Below are 17,166 nucleotides of genomic sequence, written 5' to 3' on the forward strand. Positions count from 1 at the left end.
CTGCGGGCTAACGCGTTGTGCTGGAAGCCCGCATCCGCTAGTTTGGCGGCCGGTCGCCGGGGCCCTCGGGCAGAGGCCGTCCGGCGGCCCGACCTCGCGTCCGGTCGCCGCGCCGCGGATTCCTCCCAATCGTCGCGCATCAGGAGCCTCGGCCCATGGACTTCCTCAAACCACGGTACACGCCTATGAATCGCCGCCGTCGCATCTACGAGGGCAAGGCGAAGGTCCTCTACGAGGGGCCGGAGCCCGGCACGCTCATCCAGCACTTCAAGGATGACGCGACGGCCTTCAACGCGAAGAAGCACGAGGTCATCGACGGCAAGGGTGTGCTGAACAACCGGATCTCGGAGTTCGTCTTCCAGCACCTCAACGACATCGGCGTGCCGACGCACTTCATCCGCCGGCTGAACATGCGCGAGCAGCTGATCCGCGAGGTCGAGATCATCCCCCTCGAGGTCGTTGTGCGCAACGTCGCGGCCGGCTCGCTGGCGACGCGGCTCGGTCTTGAGGAAGGCACCCAGCTGCCGCGCTCGATCATCGAGTTCTACTACAAGAACGACGCGCTGAACGACCCGATGGTCTCGGAGGAGCACATCACGGCTTTCGGCTGGGCGACGCCCCAGGAGATCGACGACATCATGGCGCTGGCGATCCGCGTCAACGACTTCCTGTCCGGCCTCTTCCTCGGCGTCGGCATCCGGCTCGTCGATTTCAAGATGGAGACCGGCCGCCTGTGGGAAGGCGACATGATGCGCATCGTGGTGGCGGACGAGATCTCCCCGGATTCCTGTCGGCTCTGGGACATCAAGTCCTCCGACAAGCTCGACAAGGACCGGTTCCGCAAGGATCTCGGCGGCCTGATCGAGGCCTATACCGAGGTCGCCAAGCGGCTCGGCATCATGTCGGAGAACGAGAAGGTCCAGGGCGGCGGCCCGCGCCTCGTGCAGTAGGCCCGGTCAGGCTGTCGGCCGGCGCAGGGGCGCCGGTCCGGCCTCGGGAAAACCTGCGCGCAGTCGCGCGTGGGTCGAGAGCGCCGGGTCGAAACCCGGATGGTAATGGGGGTCCTGCACCAGCAGCGACCCCCATCGCGTTCTCAGCGCGGCGATCTCGCGCGCGTGGCGGGCGCGGGCCTCGGGGGTCCAGCGGCGGCTCGCGGCCTCGCGGTGATGCAGGACCGCCCCGGGGACCAGGAGCGTGCGGTAGCCGGCCGCGTTCAGGCGCAGGCAGAGATCGACATCGTTGAAGTCGACCGCGAAGACCGCCTCGTCGAAGCCGCCGACCGCGCGGAACTTCTCCGCCTCGACGACCAGGCACGCGGCGGTCACCGCGGAGACCGTCTGCGTGACGCGCAGAGCGCCGAGATAGCCGGGGGCGTCCCCCGGAAAGTGCCGGTGGCCGTGAGTGACGAGGCCGCCGGTTCCGAGCACGATGCCGCCGTGCTGGATCCGGCCCTCGCCGTCGAGGAGCTTGGCACCGACGGCCCCCACATCCGGGCGGAGGGCCTCCCGGGCCATGCGCGAGAGCCAGTCGGGCCGGAAGGCCTCGACGTCGTTGTTGATGAAGACCAGCAGCCTGCCGCGGGCGCAGGATGCGGCGGCGTTGTTCATGGCGGCGAAGTTGAACGGCCCGGGCCAGGGCACGACGTGCCCCCTCCCCTCCCCCTCCAGGGCCCGCAGGTAGGCGAGCGTCTCGGGCTCGCGACTGTCGTTGTCGCAGACGATGATCTCGGTCGACGGCCAGTCCGTGCAGCTGCGCAGGCTCTCGAGACAGGGGCGCAGGAGATCCAGGCGGTCGCGGGTCGGAACGATCAGGCTGGCCAGGGGCCGCGTTTCGGGCAGGGGATGCTCGACTGCGACGAGGCCGTCCGTTCCCACGGCCACGCGCAGGCCGGCGCCGCCCGCCCGGTCGAGGTGGGCGCGTACGGTGGCGTGATGGGGCGCGTGTCGCGCTTCACGATCCGTCGCGGCGATCGCCTCGCCGCGCCGGACGGACAGGATCTCCGGCAGGTGGCCGATCGCGCCGGGGCCGAAGCGCTCCGCGATCCGAAAGGCGGCCTCGGCGGGACTCCCGGGATCGACGCCGGGGTCGAGGGCGCTGCATCGGCAGGCCAGGACGGGCCCGAGATAATCGAAGGCCGCGAGCCGGTCAGGGTCGAAAACCGGCGGCAGCAGCGGCAGCACCGCGCCGCCGGGTCGCTCCTGCACCAAGGCGTCGCCGTACAGGGCCTGAAGGTCGGGCTCGCTCGCGAACAGGGCCGCGATCCGTCCGGGCGCACCGGCGACGAGGACCCCGTCGCCGATCAGGCGGATCGCGCCGCCCGGACCGGCCGGTGCCGGCGGGAAGCGGTCGAGGATCCCCGGCGGCAGGGTGAGCCGATGGTCGATCCCGATCAGGGCCGCGAGCGCCTGCCGGGCGCGCAGCCGCTTCCCCGTCAGGCGCGCGCCCACGATCGCGGCCGCCGTTCGCGGATGCGCGAGCGCGTGGCGCGCCGCGCCCACCAGCGCGCGCCAGGAGCGGCGCGACGCTCCGAGATACGGCGCCGCTCGGCGGCCCGACGCGCCGTCCGGCGGCGTCATTCCAGATCCTCGCCGAAGGTCGTGACCGACAGGGCGGGGTGGTAGAACGGATCGTGCCGGATCACGGCGCGCCAGCGCTCGGAGAAGCGGGCGGCCTCCTGCTCGAAGCGGGCGCGCTTGGCCCCGACGGACGGACCGCGGCTGACGGATTCGAGATGGGCCAGCGTCGCGGCCGGCGTCCAGACCGTCTTCCAGCCGGCGGCGCCGAGGCGCAGGCAGAAATCCACGTCGTTGAAATCCACCGGGAAGGCCTCGGCGTCGAATCCGCCCACCGCCAGATACTTCTCCCGCGCGACGGCGAGGCAGGCGGCGGTCACCGCCGAGACCTCGTGCGCGACGCGCAGCTGGCCGAGCTGACCCGGCGTGTCGCCGGGCCGGCGACGCAGGATGTGCCCGGCTCGGCCACCGAGACCGACGACGACGCCGGCGTGCTGCAGGGTACCGTCCCCGTAGAGCAGCTTCGCCCCGACGGCGCCGACCTCCGGCCGGCAGGCCTGCCGGACCATGGCCTCGAGCCAGCCGGGCTCCAGCACGGCGACGTCGTTGTTCAGCAGCACGACGATCGTCCCCGACGCCGCGGCGACGCCGGCGTTGACCATCGCGGCGAAGTTGAAGGGCTGCGGATCCATGAGGATCTGGACGCGCGGATCGCCGCGCAGGGTCGCGTAATGGTCGAGGACCGCCGGATCGGTCGAGCCGTTGTCGACGATGATCAGCTCGAGCGGCGCGTAGGCGGTCTCGGCGAGCACCCCGCGGCAGACGCGGGTGATCAGGTCGAGGCGGTCGCGCGAGGGGATCACGATGCTGACCAGCGGCACCGGATCCGGCAGGGGCCATTCCAGGCGAACGGCACCGTCTTGGATCCCGGCGCGGACCTGAGGCCGTCCGGCCCGGAGCGCGTGGAAAGCCGCCGCCCGAGCGGACGGGCTCAGGCCATCGCCGGCAGAGCGGGCGAGGATCCGTGGGACGTGCGCCACCCGCGCGGCGCTGGTCATCGCGGCGGCCATGATGGCCGGCGCGATCTCGGCCATCCGGCCGGCGGGGCGCGCCAGGGCCGCGGCGAGCCAGGATCTCGACAGCAGGAGGGGAAACCCCGGATACCCCGTCGCCAGGGCGAGGTCTGGGCTCCAGTCCGGCTTCAGCCGCGGCCGGCCGTCGGGATCGATCGCGTCGCCGTAGGCGATGTCCGCGCCCGACAGGGCGCGGGCGAGCAGCGCCAGGGCCTCCGGCTCCGGGACGTCGCCGGCGCGCAGCAGGCACAGGGCGTCCGCCTCGCCGGAAAGCTCGTCGAAGCGGGCAGCCTCGTCCCAGGCCTGGTGCGACATCGGCCCGCTGGCCTTTGCGGGCGGCGCCCCCGCCCAGGCGACCCGGATCGACTCGGGGCGGTGCGTCTGCGCGTTCAGCGCGTCCCGCGTGGCCGACAGCGCCGCCGCGTCCCCGGGCTGCGCGAGCAGGACGCACCGGATCCGCAGGGCGGCGGGCGCGATGCGGGCGGGCCGGGTCCGGGCGGCGGCCCAGGACGGGAACCGGTCCATCGGCGTCACCGCGCAGGCGCCGCGCAGGATGTCGCGGTAGCGCCGCTCCGACCCGCGGGCGCGCTCGTACAGGGCGGAGACGCAGCGCCAGGGCCGGCGCAGGAGGCACTGCGCGAGCACCTCGACCTCGCGTCGGGCGCCGACCCGCTCCAGGGCGAAATCGGCGCCGGCCGAGAGGCGGATCTCCCGCGCATCCGGGGGGATCAGTCCGAGCCAGTGTGCGAGCCCCTGGGAGGCTCCCGGCAGGACGAAGTCCTGAACGGTCTCGTCAGACCCACGCAGGACGCGCAGGATCGGGCGCCGGGGCGCCGCCGTCGGATCACCGGCATAGCTCAGCACGATCCAGCCGGCGGGATGATCCGGGAGCACGAGGCGACGATCGAACGCGGGATCGTCCGTGGCCTCCAGCCAAAACCGGACAGGCCGGCCGAGCCAGATCCTGTCGCGACCGGTCTTCGCGATCAGCGGGATCGGATCGCCGAGGCGCGCCGCGGCGTCACTGGGCAGCGTCGCCTCCGCCGGCGGGCGCAGCGGCGACAGCCGGTTTGCGCCGGCGCGGTTTCGCGGCGGGCTTGCCCGCCCCCTTGCCGGTGCCGACGCCCACCGCGATGTCGTAATCGGCCGTCATGGCGGCCGGAACCTGCAGTTCGTCGGCGACGATCGTGGCGAAGCCCTGCGCCTCGCCGGCCCCGACGACGACGCTGGCTCGCTCAGTGCGGCTCGAGACGGTCTTGCCGTCGTGGCGGATCTGGAACGTGACCGGCACATCGAACCGGCCCGGCGCGCCCGCCGGCCCGAGCAGGACGTTGATCTCGACGCCCACCTTGACGGTGATCGAGCCGTCCTGACGCCGCGTGCATTCGCGGGCGAGGCGGCCGAGGGAGAACTGGGTGCGCACCGCGTCGCCCGCGAGCGTGCGCGAGGCCGCCCCACCTTCCGCGACCTCGACCGTCGGGCAATAGGCCGGGTCGAGGGCTTCGGGCTGCGACGGCGGGACCGTCGTGCCGCCGTACTTGAACAGGTTGGAGAAGATGTTGCCCTCCTCGGCCCGGCCCGGGGCCGTGGCGGCGAGCGACGCGGCGAGCACCGAGGCGCCGAGCCGGAGAGCGACGGTCCGGCGCCGGGCCATGTCCGGGGACCGCGTGACGCTCCTGTTCCGATGTCCGATCATCGCACGGCTCCCGAACGGCACCGTCATTTCAGGCTGTCGAACCCGGCCGCGAAGCCCTTCATCGACAGCGGGATGCCGACGCCCTCCTCGGGCGTCTGGAACACGATGAAGGTGGCCTGCGTGCCGTTCTTGAACTGGCGGATCAGCCCGTCATCCATGACGACCTCGGCCACGCAGCCGGTGGTGAGGCAGCGGACGAAGCCGGCGCGGCCGATATCCGTCTGATCGATCTTCAGGCCGAGCCCGGAAGGCAGGAGAACGCCCAGCGGCGCCACCACACGCAGCAGGTAACCGCGATTGTCGGCGGTCTTGAGGACGATCACCACGAGGGTCAGGTTCGGGCGATCCTCGGCGGCGAGATACTGGACGAGGGCGCACTGCTCGGCCTTCGCGCCGGCCGGAGTCTCGCAGCGCAGCTGCCAATCGTCGAAGGTCTTGCGCACCATGCCCTGAGCCGCGGCCGGCCCGGCGGGCGCGAGTGCCGCCGCGACGAGGGCGAGGAGAACCGGCAGCGCGGCGCGCCGGAAACGAACGAGCCTCGCGTGAAGCGGCACCACCGATCCCTTCGGAACGCTCCGGCCGAGGACCGGCGGGAGCCGTACAATCGGGCGTGTTCCGACCATGGTCCGCCCCGCGCTGTCAAGCGATGCGGGCGCGGTGTTGCGCGTCGGCGCTACCCGTGACGGTTTCAGCGGCCTAGATTGTGTTCGAACACTCCTCCAGCGCCGGATCTTGACGCCGTGATGCGCCCGCTCACTCTCTCGGCCGCCTGCCTGGTGGCCACCCTCGCGCAGGCGGGAGCCCAGTCCCTGCCGGTCGGAGAGACCACCTACATCGAACGCTCGCTGAACCACTCCGACACGCTGGTGATCGAGCATCCGCCCGTGGCGGCGAACCCGTACGGCCGCCGCAACGGGCAGGCGGCGATCGCCGGCTACTGCCGCGACGGCGGCCTGATCCGGCGCCGGGACGAGTTCGGCAACCCGGTGATCATCCGCCAGCGGGAGATCTGCGACAGCGTCGCCCCACGCACCCTCAGCCCGGGCCAGGTCGACCCCCGCCCGAGCTGGCCGGCGGATGCGGTGGCGCGCCAGCGGGTCCTTCGCGCCAAGGGCTGATGCAGGGCCTAACGACGACGGCTCAGCCGTAGCGATGCAGGCCGGTGCCGTGGCGCTTGAGCCACGCCTCGGCGGCATCGGTGTGCGGGCAGAGCGCGTGCACCAGGGCCCAGAAGCGCGGCGAGTGGTTCATCTCGCGCAGATGCGCCATCTCGTGGGCGACCAGATAGTCGAGCACCGTCGGCGGCGCGAGGATCAGGCGCCATGAGAAGTTGAGCTCGCCGCGGGCCGTGCAGGAACCCCAGCGGCTGCGGGTGTCGCGCAGCGTGACGCGCACCGGCCGCTGCCCGAGCTGCGCCGCGTAGCGCTCGATCGCTTCGGTCAGGTCGCGCTTGGCCTCGCGGGCCAGGAAATCTCGGACCCGGCGCGCCACGTGGGCGGCGTCGCACGAGACCGAGAGCACGCGCTCTCCCTCCACGCACTCGATGCGAACGGGGCCGCTCCGGGTGCCGCGCTGGCTGATCCGGTGAAGCTCACCGCGGACCGGCAGGCTGGCGCCGACCTCGAACAGCACGCGGACCGGCACGCGGGCGAGACGCGCCGCGATCCAGCCCGCGTGGCTCGCCGCGAAGCGCTGCGCCGTGTTGATGGCGGTCCGGCTCGGCAGGGTGATCACCGCCTCGCCGGTGGCGGCCGAGACGCGGAGCGTGATGCGGCGCGCGGTCGGTCGCCGACGGAGGGCGATGCGAAGGCTGGCGCCCTCGTGCTGGACCTCAAGATGATCGGGATCGGGGCGACGCAGCAGCGCGAGGGGCATGCGCGACTTTTAGCTAAGCCGAGCTCGGGGCTCCAGATCCTGCGCGTCTGAATCCCCGCGGCGGACTCAGCCGGCGAGGGCCCGGGTCCAGACCTCGGTCTCGGGGAGGACGAGGAGCGCCGCCGCGGCCAGGGCGATCCCGTACGGGATCCCGGTCTTGGCGTCGTGCAGGTGCAGGGCGAACGGCATGCGCGCGATCCGGACGGGCAATGGGTGCGTCCGCGCCAACAGGATCGCCAGCGTCAGGGCGCCGCCGAACACCGAGGCCACCAGCAGGTAGTCGCCGAGGCCGTCGAAGCCGAGCCACAGGGCCGTGGCGGCCGCGAGCTTCGCGTCGCCGCCTCCGATGATGCCGAAGGCGAACAGCGTGAACGTGACGAGGAGGACGACCGCTCCGGCCGCGCAGTGGAAGCCGATCTCGGTCCAGCTCATCGCGCTCGTCAGGGCCAGCAACGCGAACCCCGCCAGGAGGGCCAGGGAGATCCGGTTCGGGATCAGCATGGTGAGCAGGTCGCTGGCGGCCGCGTAGGCCATCAGGAAGGGGAACAGGATCAGGAGGCCGAAACCGGCCGGGCCCAGACCGGTCAGTCCCAGGCTTGCCGTCGCTGAACCGACCATCTCGGCGCCCATCTCGTCGAAGCCTGTCGCGTCACGGGATTCGACCCGACCCAGCGGTCTCGCTGCCGGTCCGGATCTCGGATGTGCCGGGCGGCCACCGCCGCCGCGAAGAACGACGATCCCGGCAGGCCGGGATCCCCCGCCTCTCTCCGGGTCTCGGGGAGAGGCGGGCTGTCTCGAACCTGCCGCAGATCGGACGGGTCTCGATCAGTTCAGGTTGCCGGAGATCTGGCTGAACTTGCTGGTCAGGCTGGTGCCGACGGTCTTCAGCGCGGTGATGATGGCCACGGCGATGAGGGCCGCGATCATGCCGTACTCGATCGCGGTGGCGCCGGACTCGTCCGAAGCGAAACGCGTGAACAGGGTCTTCATAGAGGGTGATCCTTCGACCAACACAGAGCGAGATAAAACTTGCGCGATGCCCGATGAAGAATTTTCAGGTCTCGATCGGCGGCCTGCACAGACTGCCGATTACGCCTTGAAAATCGGTTAAATCGATCCCGCACCGACGTAAAACGCCGTCTCGCTGCGAGTTTGGTGAAGGTTGGGTTTCCCCGATACGGCACAGTGCCGCGACTTGGTCTTGCTTAGCGCTTCCTTCACGGGTTCCGCGCTAGCCTGAGGCATCGGGCCGGATCGCGTGGACCGCCCGCCGTCTTGAGGAACCCCGATGCGTCGCACCCTGTCGATCGCGGGCCGAGCCGGCCTCGTCGTCCTGCTGACGGGCGCCGCGGCCGCGGCCGGGCAGCCCGATCTCCTGCCCGTCGTGACCGTTCTCGTGGACAACGCCAAGGTGCTCCGCCTGCCGGAGAAGACGTCGACCGTCATCGTCGGGAACCCGATCATCGCCGAGGTGACGCCGCAGAAGAACGGCGTGCTCGTGCTCACCGGCAAGAGCTTCGGCTCCACCAACCTGATCGCCCTCGACAACGGCGGCGCCATGATCGCCGAGACGACCATCCGGGTCGAGGCGTCGCGGGACTCGACCATCACGGTGCAGCGCGGCCTCGATCGGGAATCCCTGTCGTGCACGCCGGGCTGCCAGCCGTCGGTGCAGCTCGGCGACTCGGCCAGCTATTTCGGTGCGACGAGCGGTCAGGCCGACGCCCGTCGCAAGCTCGCGACCGGCGGCGGCGGCGCGGTTCCGGCGGCCGATCACTGATCGCGGCGGGGTTCCGCCGCGACACCGGCCGCGGCCTGGGGCAGGATCCCCCAGGCCCCCGCCGATACGCCGCGATGCCGCGGGAGCGATGACGCCAGGGAGACGCAGAGGCCGATGTCCGCCATCACCCGCCATCCGCCGCCGCCCGCCGTCGACCCGGCTGTGCTGGCGGCTTTCCGAGACGTCTCGACGGCCACGATCAGCGACTGCCTGGCGCGGATGCCGGTCCTGGCCGGCCTGCGCCCGTTCCACCGCGGCGGACCACTCGTCGGCACGGCCTTCACGGTTCGCGTCCGGAGCGGCGACAACCTCGCCATCCATCAGGCTCTGGAAGAGGTCCGTCCCGGCGACGTGATCGTGGTCGACGGCGGCGGCGACACGAGCCGCGCGCTGGTGGGCGACATCATGAAGGCGATCGCCGAGAGCCGGGGCGTGGCCGGTTTCGTGATCGACGGCGCCGTGCGCGACACGGCGGCCTTCGCGGGCTCGGACTTTCCCTGCTACGCCCGTGACGCGACGCCGCGGGGCCCGTTCAAGACCGGCCCCGGCGCGATCAACGGGCCGGTCTGCGTCGGCGGCTGGACGGTGAATCCCGGGGACGTGGTGGTCGGCGACGCCGACGGCGTCGTCTCCTTCCCGCCCGGCGACGCGGCGGCCCTGCTCGACGCCGTGCGGGCGCAGGCGGCCCGCGAGGCGGAGGTTCTGGAGCAGATCCGGGCCGGCCGCTACGACGGCCGCTACGCCCGGGTGGCGACGGGCTGATCGGGCCGGTCAGGTCCGGGCGCGTGCAGGCGCTGCCACAGGGCCTCGGCCGCGCCGCCGCGGCTCCCCCGCGCCCGGAACAGCCGGATCTCCACCGGAACGTCCAGCTCCTGGGAACCTGCCCGAACGAGCAGGCCGCGCGCGATCGCCGCCTCCGCGAGCGTCGCCGGGAGCCACGCGACACCGTCGCCTCCCTGCGCCATGGTCATCAGCGTCGCCGCCAGGTACGACGTGAAGGCCGGCTCGTGGCCGGCCGCCACCCCGCTCGCCGCGAGGATCCGCCCGAGCCCGGAGGCCTCGCCGTAGGCGAGGTAGCGGACCGGCCTGCTTAGCGGCCAGAGCGGCGCCCCGCCGGATATCGGAGCGCAGAGCGGCACCAGGCTGTCCGCGCCGACGCGGACGGACTCGCAGCGGCCATCGTCCAGGCGCGTGGGCAGGTCCGCGCGATGGTGGCACAGGAGCAGCTGCACCTCGCCGGCCAGCAGGATGGCCTCGCAGGCCGCCATGCTGTCCGAGATCAGGTTGAGGGCGCCGAGCATCTCGAAGGGCGCGTGCTGCCGGATCCAGCTTGGGAAGAACGTGAACGACAGCGCGTGCGTCGCCGCGATCGCGAGGCTCGCGTCCGCGCGCGCACCGGCGGCCCGGGCCTCGCCGCGCGCCCGATCCAGGCCCCGCAGCAGCTCCTCGGCGCCCGGCCGGAAGCGCGCTCCCGCGGCGGTCAGGCCTGCCCCTCGCGCGCTCCGCAGGAACAGCGGCGTCCCAACCCACTCCTCCAGCGCGCGGATCCGTCGGCTGAAGGCCGGCTGCGTCACGTTCCGGGCCTCGGCGGCCCGCGAGAAGGTCCGGTGCTCGGCGAGCGCGAGGAAATCCCTCACCCAGTCCAGATCCATGGCGCGCCTCTCCGACAGGACGGGCCGATGCCGTTCGCGCATCGCGCGCGCCGGAAACGGCATTGGCTGCCCGGGTGCGAGCGGCGCTACGGCACCGGGACACACCGGGAGGACAGCCATGCGCATCGTCGACGTCCGCGAGGTCACCAAGCCGATCGCCTCGCCGATCCGCAACGCCTACATCGACTTCTCGAAGATGACCACGAGCCTCGTCGCTGTGGTCACCGACGCGGTGCGCGACGGCCGGCGGGTCGTCGGCTACGGCTTCAACTCGAACGGCCGCTACGGCCAGGGCGGCCTGATCCGCGAGCGCTTCCGCGACCGGATCCTGGAGGCCGATCCGGCGAGCCTCCTGACGGAGGCGGGCGACAACCTCGATCCGCACCGGGTCTGGGCCGCGATGATGCGCAACGAGAAGCCGGGCGGCCACGGCGAGCGCTCGGTGGCGGTGGGCACCCTCGACATGGCGATCTGGGATGCGACGGCGAAGATCGCCGGGAAGCCGCTGTTCCGGATGCTCGCCGAGCGGAAGGGCGTCGCCGCCGACCCGCGGGTCTTCGTCTACGCGGCGGGCGGCTACTACTATCCCGGAAAGGACGATTCCGCCCTCCGCGCCGAGATGCGCGGCTATCTCGACCGCGGCTACACGGTCGTGAAGATGAAGATCGGTGGCGCGCCGATCGACGCGGATCGGCGCCGGATCGAGGCCGTGCTCGCCGAGATCGGCGGACGGGGACGTCTCGCGGTCGACGCCAACGGCCGCTTCGATCTCGAGACCGCCATCGCGTACGCACGGATGCTGCGGCAGTACCCGCTGTTCTGGTACGAGGAGGCGGGCGACCCGCTCGACTACGCGCTCCAGGCGGCGCTCGCGCCCTACTATCCCGGGCCGATAGCCACCGGCGAGAACCTGTTCTCGCACCAGGATGCGCGCAATCTCCTGCGCTACGGCAACATGCGGCCCGACCGCGACTGGCTGCAGTTCGACTGCGCCCTGTCGTACGGGCTGGTGGAGTACCTGCGCACCCTCGACGTGCTGGCCGAGTTCGGCTGGTCGGCCTCCCGCTGCATCCCGCATGGCGGGCACCAGATGTCGCTCAACATCGCGGCCGGCCTCGGCCTCGGCGGCAACGAGAGCTACCCGGATCTCTTCCAGCCCTACGGCGGCTTTCCCGACGGGGTGCGGGTCGAGGACGGCCACATCACCATGCCGGACCTGCCGGGCATCGGCTTCGAGGGCAAGTCGGACCTGATCGCGGAGATGCGCGCCCTCGCGGCGTAGCGCGCCCACCCGGGTGGCCTTGCGGAGCGCGACGCCGCGGTGGACGATGGCGCGATGGATTCGGGCCCCCTCACCTACGCGATCGGCGACGTCCACGGCTGCGCCGCCCTGCTCGACGCGCTGCTGGAGCGGATCGCCGGCCATGCCGGCGACCGTCCCCACCGGCTGGTCTTCCTCGGGGACTACATCGACCGCGGTCCGGACAGCGCCGCGGTGCTCCGCACCGTGAGCCGCCTGAACTGGGCCGAGCCCGAGCGCGTCGTCTGTCTGATGGGCAATCACGAGCGGATGCTGCTCGACGCGCTCCAGACGGGAAGCGCGGCCGCGCACTGGATGTACAACGGCGGCGAGGCGACGCTCGACGCGTTCGGCGCGCGGGACCCCGCCGGCCTTCCCCGGGACACCCTCGACTGGATCGAGGCGCTCCCGACGCTGCACGGTGACGGCGCCCACTGGTACGTGCATGCCGGCCTGCGGCCCGGCGCGGACGCCCGCGATTCGGACGCGCACGATCGCCTGTGGATCCGCGAGCCGTTTCTCGAGGGCGACCACGATTTCGGACGGCACGTGGTCCACGGCCACACGCCGCAACGGAGCGGGCGCCCGGAGGTGCGCCGGTTCCGCACCAACCTCGACACCGCGGCCGTCTACGGCGGCGCGCTCACCGCCGGGATCTTCTCGGACGCGCAGGGACCGGCCCTGGACTTCCTGCAGGTGCGGGCGGGCTGAGGCTCGGACGCACCGCCGCGGCGGCCGGCGCGACGCCTCCGGCTTCGTCGAGGCTCGGGACTGATCTCAGGCCGCGCGTCGCGCAGGCACCAGAGCGCAGAGGATCCCCACGAGCCACCCGGCCATCAGGGCGAAGCCGCCCGTCGGCGCAGCCATCGGGAAGAGCGCGTGCTGGAGCCAAGCGCGCACCGAGAGGTCGCCGCAGAACAGGATCAGGCCGGCGATCAGGAGTCCGGCCGCGACGCGCGCGAGACCGGCCCGGGCGAGGCCCGAGGCCCCGAAGCCGACGAGCGCCAGGATCGCGGGGGCGTGGAACAGCAGGAACTGCGCCGCCGTCTTCTGCGAATCCGCCCCGGGGATGTGCGCCGCGGCGGCGCTCAGCGCGACGCCGAGCAGCCCGGCGAGGCCGGCGAGCGCCGCGAGCGCGCGGTCGATCCCCGCGAGTCTCACGCGCCGCGCTCCACCAGGAGCTTGGCGATGGCCGCGCGCAGATCCGGCACGCCGGAATCGTCCCGGCTCGAGGTGAGGATCACCTGCGGGTAGGCGGCCGGACGCTTGGCGAGACCCGCCTCGATCCCGGCGATGCGGCTGGCGACCTCGCCCTTCTTGAGGGAATCGCCCTTGGTCAGAACGACCTGGTAGCTCACCGCGGCCTTGTCGAGGCCGTCGAGCACGTCGGTGTCGATCGACTTGAAGCCGTGCCGGGCGTCGATGAGCATGAACACCCGGGCGAGGTTGGTGCGGCCCTTGAGGTAGGAATGGATCAGACGGGTCCACGCCTCGACCTTGGCCTTCTCGACGGCGGCGTAGCCGTAGCCGGGCATGTCGACCAGCGACAGGCGCTCGCCGATCCGGAAGAAGTTGAGCTGCTGCGTCCGCCCCGGCGTGTGCGAGGTCCGCGCCAGGGTGTTCCGCCCGGTCAGCGCGTTGATCAGGCTCGACTTGCCGACGTTCGAGCGGCCCGCGAAGGCGATCTCGACGCCCTCCATCGGGGGCAGACGGTCGAGGGTCTGGGCGGCCGCGTAGAAGTCGGCGGCGCCGGCGAAGAGAAGGCGGCCGGCCTCGGCGAGGTCGGCCGCGTCGTCGTTGGTGTCGGTCACGGCGTGTCGCCTGTCAGCTCTTGGTGGCGGCCGCCTTGGTGCCGTTGCCGCGGCGGAACGTCGATCGCAGGTTGTCCCACAACTCCACCTTCACGCCGTTGCGGCGCATGATGACGTACTGCTGGATCACCGACAGGGTGTTGTTCCAGGCCCAGTAGATCACGAGGCCAGCGGGGAACGAGCCCAGCATGAAGGTGAACACGATCGGCATGAAGGTGAAGATCTGCGCCTGGACCGGGTCCGGCGGCGCGGGATTCATCTTCATCTGCACGAACATCGTGATGCCCATGATGATCGGCCAGACGCCCAGGTGCACGAAATCGGGCGCCGGGAACGGCAGCAGGCCGAACAGGTTCACGATGCTCGTCGGATCCGGCGCCGCGAGGTCGCGGATCCAGCCGAAGAACGGCGCGTGGCGCATCTCGATGGTGATGAACAGGACCTTGTAGAGCGCGAAGAAGACCGGGATCTGGATCAGCACCGGCCAGCAGCCGGCGACCGGGTTGATCTTCTCCTTCTTGTACAGCTCCATCGTGGCCTGCTGCTGCTTCATGCGGTCGTCCTTGTACCGCTCGCGGATGGCGGCCATCTCCGGCTGCACGGCCTTCATCTTGGCCATGGAGACGTAGGACCGGTTCGCGATCGGCAGGAACAGCAGCTTCAGGCAGAAGGTCACCACCAGGATCGAGACGCCGAAGTTGCCGAATAGGTGGTAGAAGAAGTCCAGCGCCCGGAACATCGGCTTGGTGATGAAGAAGAACCAGCCCCAGTCGATCATCAGATCGAAGTGCTTGATGCCGAGATCCTTCTCGTAGTTGTTGATGACGTTGACTTCCTTGGCGCCCGCGAACAGCCGCTGCGTCGCAGTGGCCGAGGCACCCGCCGCGAGGTTCACGGCGTCGCCGCGCACGCTCGCCTGGTAGACGTTGGTGGCACCGTCGGTCCGGTCGGTGAAGGCGCCGGTGTAGGGCGTGTCCTGATCGGGGATCGCGGCCGCCGCCCAGTACTTGTCGGTGATGCCGACGAAGCCGCCGGTCACGCCGGTCCAGGCCTTGCCCTTGGTGTTGGCACCGCCGTAGGCGCCCTCCTTGGCGAGCTTGTCGTAGGTGAATTCCTGCAGGCCGTCGTTGCCCAGATAGCCGATCATGCCCTCGTGCAGGACGTAGTAGCCCTGGGTGTGCGGCTTACCCCAGCGGGAGACGAGGCTGTACGGGTACAGCGTGATCGCGCCCGAGCCCTTGTTCTCGACCTCGTCGCGGATCGTGAACATGTACTTGTCGTCGACCGCGATGATCCGCTTGAAGACGAGGCCGGCGCCGTTGTCCCAGGTCAGGGTCACGGGCATGCCGGGCGAGAGCGTCTTGCCGTCGCTGGTCCACAGGGTGTCGTTGGTCGGCAGCGGACCGGCATTGGCGCCGACCCAGCCGAACTCGGCGTAGTAGGGCGTCTCGGTCCCGGCCGGCGAGAACAGCACGATCTCGGGGCTCTTGGGGTCGATGGTCTCGTGGTAGTTCTTGAGCGAGACGTCGTCGACGCGGCCGCCCTTCAGGGCGATCGAGCCCGAGAGCGCCGGGGTCTCGATCCGCACGCGCGGCGAGCGGGCCAGCGCCGCCTCGCGGGAGACCGGGCCGCCCTGGGCGGTCGGCAGCGTGCCGGGCGCGGGCGCGGCCGGGCCGCCCTCCTTCGGGGACGGCGAGGGCACGCCGTCCGGGGTCACGCCCGGGGGCTGCTGCTGCGCGGCCTTGTTCTGCGCCTCGATCTGGCGCTGCTGCTCCATGCGCGGGCCGGCCACGAAGTACTGCCACCCGAGCAGCACCAGCAGCGACAGGCCGATGGCCACGAACATGTTCGTCTTGTCATTGCCCATCAGGGACACCGCCGCACGCGTTCGGAGTGGCAACAGGAGCGTCGCCGGCCCTGGAGGACCTGCGCGCGCCTGTGATTCGGGGATCTCTGTCGCACCCCTGCGACGGGCCGATGTCGGCTCCGCCGGTCGGGGCCGCCTGCGCGGAGGCGCGGCCGGCTTCGTGCGGGAAAGAGGACGTCTGAGATAGGGTCTTGTCGGGGGTCGGCCCGGAGCGCCGGCCACCGGACCGGCCGGAGGGCCTGTCCCCGCGGGCCGCCGCCGGGCGGGTCACCGCGGGAATCGCGCGACGCAGATCCTCGGTGAGGGTCTCGAAGGCGGCTTCCAGGGCGGGACGGCGGGCGATCAGCACGATGTCGGCCGGAAGGCCCGCGAGCTCGCCCGGCAGGTCGGACGCGACCACGCTCAGGGCCGCGCGGAGGCGGCGCCGGATGCGGTTGCGCTCCGTCGCGTGACCGACACGCTTGGTGATGGTGAACCCGAGACGGAGGCCGGGACAAGCGTCCGGGTTCCGAAGACGCCCCTGCGCGGTCATCCGCTCGGTGTGGAAGCGACGTCCCTCGGCCGCCGCCAGGAAGTCGGGTCGTTTCTTGAGCCGCTCGATCGTCGCCATCGATGGTTCGATCCCGGCCGATACCACTTGCCTCGTGGCGCGGATGCCCGGGGCGTCCGCGCCGGCGAGGATCAGGCCTCAGGCCGACAGGCGCTTGCGGCCATGGGCGCGACGGCGCGCGATGACCTTGCGGCCGCCGGCGGTGGCCATGCGCGCACGGAACCCGTGACGGCGCTTACGGACGAGCTTGCTCGGCTGGTAGGTTCTCTTCATGGCTCAGAGCCTTCAAAGGTCGAGGCGCGCTCGCGGGCAGCTGATGCTGCACCCGACCTCCACGCGTCCTGGTTGTCTGCAAACACGAAGGGCGCCCATGCGGGGCGCCACGTCGCGAGTGGCGGGCTTATGGCGGATGGGCCCCGCGAAGTCAACGTTTCGCGGGCCCTAATGACCCTCGAACTGCATGAGGGTGCGCACCTCGACGCCCAGGTCGCGCAGGCGCTGCGCGCCGCCGATCTCGGGCAGGTCGATGACGAAGCAGGCGGCCACGATCTCGGCGCCGATCTTCTGGAGCAGGTTCACGGCCGCGATCGCCGTGCCGCCGGTGGCGATCAGGTCGTCGACCAGCAGCACCTTGTCGCCCGGCCGGACGGCGTCGACGTGGATCTCGATCTCGTCGGTCCCGTACTCGAGGGCGTAGGCCATCGACACGGTCTTGTGGGGCAGCTTGCCCTTCTTGCGGATCGGCACGAAGCCGCAGGAGAGCTGGTGGGCGATGGCCCCGCCCAGGATGAAGCCCCGCGCCTCGATGCCGGCCACTTGGTGGATCTGTCCGCCGGCGTAGGGGTGCACCAGGGCGTCGACCGCCCGCCGGAAGGCGCGCGGGTCGCTCAGCAGCGTGGTGATGTCGCGGAAGATGATCCCCGGCTTCGGGTAATCGGGAATCGAGCGGACCGATTCCTTCAGCGCGACGTGGCGGCGGGCTTCCATGCGTTCGGCCTTCCGTGGAGAACCGCGGGCTTAAAGCAGAAGCTCGGCGCCCTGACCAGTTC

20 protein-coding genes are annotated in these 17,166 nt (G+C 71.5%); 6 read left to right on the forward strand and 14 right to left on the reverse strand.

All coding sequences use genetic code 11. From position 1 onward, the window contains the following. The first annotated feature begins 155 nt into the window (after positions 1 to 155). Positions 156 to 950: a phosphoribosylaminoimidazolesuccinocarboxamide synthase gene (purC, locus tag J3A75_RS23845; RefSeq protein ID WP_010684691.1), complete on the forward strand. Its 795-nt coding sequence runs from the start codon at positions 156 to 158 to the stop codon at positions 948 to 950. 6 nt (positions 951 to 956) lie between these two features. Here purC and J3A75_RS23850 read toward each other — a convergent pair whose 3' ends face one another. The 4 genes from J3A75_RS23850 to J3A75_RS23865 form a co-directional block, all read right to left on the reverse strand. Beyond that, positions 957 to 2,576 (reverse strand): glycosyltransferase, encoded by a 1,620-nt coding sequence (locus tag J3A75_RS23850; RefSeq protein WP_070999957.1) that lies wholly within the window; start codon positions 2,574 to 2,576, stop codon positions 957 to 959. Continuing rightward, a complete protein-coding gene (locus J3A75_RS23855; RefSeq protein WP_199825800.1) occupies positions 2,573 to 4,480 on the reverse strand; it encodes a glycosyltransferase family 2 protein in 1,908 nt (635 codons plus the stop codon). Before J3A75_RS23855 ends, J3A75_RS23850 begins: the two co-directional genes overlap by 4 nt. Positions 4,481 to 4,607: 127 nt before the next feature. Then, positions 4,608 to 5,282, reverse strand: a complete 675-nt coding sequence (locus J3A75_RS23860) for a hypothetical protein (protein WP_012320429.1) — start codon at positions 5,280 to 5,282, stop codon at positions 4,608 to 4,610. 23 nt (positions 5,283 to 5,305) lie between these two features. Continuing rightward, positions 5,306 to 5,839 carry an invasion associated locus B family protein gene (locus J3A75_RS23865; RefSeq protein WP_012320430.1) on the reverse strand — a complete coding sequence of 178 codons (534 nt, stop codon included), beginning with the start codon at positions 5,837 to 5,839 and terminating at the stop codon, positions 5,306 to 5,308. A 186-nt stretch (positions 5,840 to 6,025) separates the two neighbouring features. Between J3A75_RS23865 and J3A75_RS23870 the strand changes: the two genes are divergently transcribed. Further along, positions 6,026 to 6,400, forward strand: coding sequence for a hypothetical protein (locus J3A75_RS23870; RefSeq protein WP_012320431.1), 375 nt, complete (start codon positions 6,026 to 6,028; stop codon positions 6,398 to 6,400). A gap of 22 nt (positions 6,401 to 6,422) precedes the next feature. Here the strand turns inward: J3A75_RS23870 and J3A75_RS23875 are convergent, their stop codons facing one another. From J3A75_RS23875 to J3A75_RS23885, 3 genes are all read right to left on the reverse strand, one after another. Then, positions 6,423 to 7,157 carry a M48 family metallopeptidase gene (locus tag J3A75_RS23875; RefSeq protein ID WP_012320432.1) on the reverse strand — a complete coding sequence of 245 codons (735 nt, stop codon included), beginning with the start codon at positions 7,155 to 7,157 and terminating at the stop codon, positions 6,423 to 6,425. A gap of 66 nt (positions 7,158 to 7,223) precedes the next feature. Then, positions 7,224 to 7,775 (reverse strand): prepilin peptidase, encoded by a 552-nt coding sequence (locus J3A75_RS23880; RefSeq protein WP_043074175.1) that lies wholly within the window; start codon positions 7,773 to 7,775, stop codon positions 7,224 to 7,226. 207 nt (positions 7,776 to 7,982) lie between these two features. Beyond that, on the reverse strand, positions 7,983 to 8,147 hold the full coding sequence (locus J3A75_RS23885; protein WP_012320434.1) for a Flp family type IVb pilin: 165 nt from the start codon (positions 8,145 to 8,147) through the stop codon (positions 7,983 to 7,985). A 298-nt stretch (positions 8,148 to 8,445) separates the two neighbouring features. On the opposite strand from J3A75_RS23885, the gene J3A75_RS23890 reads away from it, so the two are divergent. Beyond that, entirely contained in the window at positions 8,446 to 8,937 is a 492-nt protein-coding gene (locus tag J3A75_RS23890) for a pilus assembly protein N-terminal domain-containing protein (protein ID WP_209650787.1), read from the forward strand. A 114-nt stretch (positions 8,938 to 9,051) separates the two neighbouring features. Then, positions 9,052 to 9,699: an RraA family protein gene (locus J3A75_RS23895; protein WP_012320436.1), complete on the forward strand. Its 648-nt coding sequence runs from the start codon at positions 9,052 to 9,054 to the stop codon at positions 9,697 to 9,699. Here the strand turns inward: J3A75_RS23895 and J3A75_RS23900 are convergent. Continuing rightward, positions 9,675 to 10,589 (reverse strand): LysR family transcriptional regulator, encoded by a 915-nt coding sequence (locus tag J3A75_RS23900; protein WP_209650788.1) that lies wholly within the window; start codon positions 10,587 to 10,589, stop codon positions 9,675 to 9,677. The genes J3A75_RS23895 and J3A75_RS23900 overlap by 25 nt on opposite strands. Before the next feature lie 118 nt (positions 10,590 to 10,707). On the opposite strand from J3A75_RS23900, the gene J3A75_RS23905 reads away from it, so the two are divergent. Together J3A75_RS23905 and J3A75_RS23910 are read left to right on the forward strand one after the other, a co-directional pair. Next, positions 10,708 to 11,871: a mandelate racemase/muconate lactonizing enzyme family protein gene (locus tag J3A75_RS23905; protein WP_059409599.1), complete on the forward strand. Its 1,164-nt coding sequence runs from the start codon at positions 10,708 to 10,710 to the stop codon at positions 11,869 to 11,871. A 54-nt stretch (positions 11,872 to 11,925) separates the two neighbouring features. Continuing rightward, complete coding sequence (locus J3A75_RS23910; RefSeq protein ID WP_029360663.1) at positions 11,926 to 12,600, forward strand: metallophosphoesterase family protein; 675 nt, start codon at positions 11,926 to 11,928, stop codon at positions 12,598 to 12,600. A 66-nt stretch (positions 12,601 to 12,666) separates the two neighbouring features. Here the strand turns inward: J3A75_RS23910 and J3A75_RS23915 are convergent, their stop codons facing one another. The 6 genes from J3A75_RS23915 to J3A75_RS23940 all read right to left on the reverse strand — a co-directional run bounded on the left by J3A75_RS23915 (position 12,667) and on the right by J3A75_RS23940 (position 17,104). Then, a complete protein-coding gene (locus J3A75_RS23915; RefSeq protein ID WP_070999960.1) occupies positions 12,667 to 13,050 on the reverse strand; it encodes a DUF423 domain-containing protein in 384 nt (127 codons plus the stop codon). Beyond that, positions 13,047 to 13,700 (reverse strand): ribosome biogenesis GTP-binding protein YihA/YsxC, encoded by a 654-nt coding sequence (gene yihA / locus J3A75_RS23920; RefSeq protein WP_012320441.1) that lies wholly within the window; start codon positions 13,698 to 13,700, stop codon positions 13,047 to 13,049. The genes J3A75_RS23915 and yihA overlap by 4 nt, the downstream gene beginning before the upstream one ends. A gap of 13 nt (positions 13,701 to 13,713) precedes the next feature. Further along, positions 13,714 to 15,567, reverse strand: a complete 1,854-nt coding sequence (gene yidC, locus J3A75_RS23925) for a membrane protein insertase YidC (protein WP_012320442.1) — start codon at positions 15,565 to 15,567, stop codon at positions 13,714 to 13,716. Continuing rightward, positions 15,557 to 16,177: a ribonuclease P protein component gene (gene rnpA / locus J3A75_RS23930; protein ID WP_070999961.1), complete on the reverse strand. Its 621-nt coding sequence runs from the start codon at positions 16,175 to 16,177 to the stop codon at positions 15,557 to 15,559. Before rnpA ends, yidC begins: the two co-directional genes overlap by 11 nt. 78 nt (positions 16,178 to 16,255) lie before the next feature. Then, complete coding sequence (rpmH, locus tag J3A75_RS23935) at positions 16,256 to 16,390, reverse strand: 50S ribosomal protein L34 (RefSeq protein WP_007558110.1); 135 nt, start codon at positions 16,388 to 16,390, stop codon at positions 16,256 to 16,258. 168 nt (positions 16,391 to 16,558) lie between these two features. Continuing rightward, positions 16,559 to 17,104: an adenine phosphoribosyltransferase gene (locus J3A75_RS23940; protein ID WP_012320444.1), complete on the reverse strand. Its 546-nt coding sequence runs from the start codon at positions 17,102 to 17,104 to the stop codon at positions 16,559 to 16,561. Positions 17,105 to 17,166: the final 62 nt, after the last annotated feature.

It is taken from the genome of Methylobacterium sp. PvP105 (genome assembly GCF_017876975.1).
GTDB lineage: Bacteria > Pseudomonadota > Alphaproteobacteria > Rhizobiales > Beijerinckiaceae > Methylobacterium > Methylobacterium radiotolerans.

What these genes read in the sequence shown, in the direction of transcription:
- J3A75_RS23860 (WP_012320429.1), bottom strand. Translation starts at nt 5,282, where the DNA reads ATGATCGGACATCGGAACAGGAGCGTCACGCGGTCCCCGGACATGGCC.
- J3A75_RS23890 (WP_209650787.1), top strand. Translation starts at nt 8,446, where the DNA reads ATGCGTCGCACCCTGTCGATCGCGGGCCGAGCCGGCCTCGTCGTCCTG.
- J3A75_RS23885 (WP_012320434.1), bottom strand. Translation starts at nt 8,147, where the DNA reads ATGAAGACCCTGTTCACGCGTTTCGCTTCGGACGAGTCCGGCGCCACC.
- J3A75_RS23940 (WP_012320444.1), bottom strand. Translation starts at nt 17,104, where the DNA reads ATGGAAGCCCGCCGCCACGTCGCGCTGAAGGAATCGGTCCGCTCGATT.
- J3A75_RS23870 (WP_012320431.1), top strand. Translation starts at nt 6,026, where the DNA reads ATGCGCCCGCTCACTCTCTCGGCCGCCTGCCTGGTGGCCACCCTCGCG.
- J3A75_RS23850 (WP_070999957.1), bottom strand. Translation starts at nt 2,576, where the DNA reads ATGACGCCGCCGGACGGCGCGTCGGGCCGCCGAGCGGCGCCGTATCTC.
- J3A75_RS23895 (WP_012320436.1), top strand. Translation starts at nt 9,052, where the DNA reads ATGTCCGCCATCACCCGCCATCCGCCGCCGCCCGCCGTCGACCCGGCT.
- rnpA (WP_070999961.1), bottom strand. Translation starts at nt 16,177, where the DNA reads ATGGCGACGATCGAGCGGCTCAAGAAACGACCCGACTTCCTGGCGGCG.
- J3A75_RS23905 (WP_059409599.1), top strand. Translation starts at nt 10,708, where the DNA reads ATGCGCATCGTCGACGTCCGCGAGGTCACCAAGCCGATCGCCTCGCCG.
- J3A75_RS23880 (WP_043074175.1), bottom strand. Translation starts at nt 7,775, where the DNA reads ATGGTCGGTTCAGCGACGGCAAGCCTGGGACTGACCGGTCTGGGCCCG.
- J3A75_RS23875 (WP_012320432.1), bottom strand. Translation starts at nt 7,157, where the DNA reads ATGCCCCTCGCGCTGCTGCGTCGCCCCGATCCCGATCATCTTGAGGTC.
- yidC (WP_012320442.1), bottom strand. Translation starts at nt 15,567, where the DNA reads ATGGGCAATGACAAGACGAACATGTTCGTGGCCATCGGCCTGTCGCTG.
- J3A75_RS23900 (WP_209650788.1), bottom strand. Translation starts at nt 10,589, where the DNA reads ATGGATCTGGACTGGGTGAGGGATTTCCTCGCGCTCGCCGAGCACCGG.
- purC (WP_010684691.1), top strand. Translation starts at nt 156, where the DNA reads ATGGACTTCCTCAAACCACGGTACACGCCTATGAATCGCCGCCGTCGC.
- rpmH (WP_007558110.1), bottom strand. Translation starts at nt 16,390, where the DNA reads ATGAAGAGAACCTACCAGCCGAGCAAGCTCGTCCGTAAGCGCCGTCAC.
- J3A75_RS23910 (WP_029360663.1), top strand. Translation starts at nt 11,926, where the DNA reads ATGGATTCGGGCCCCCTCACCTACGCGATCGGCGACGTCCACGGCTGC.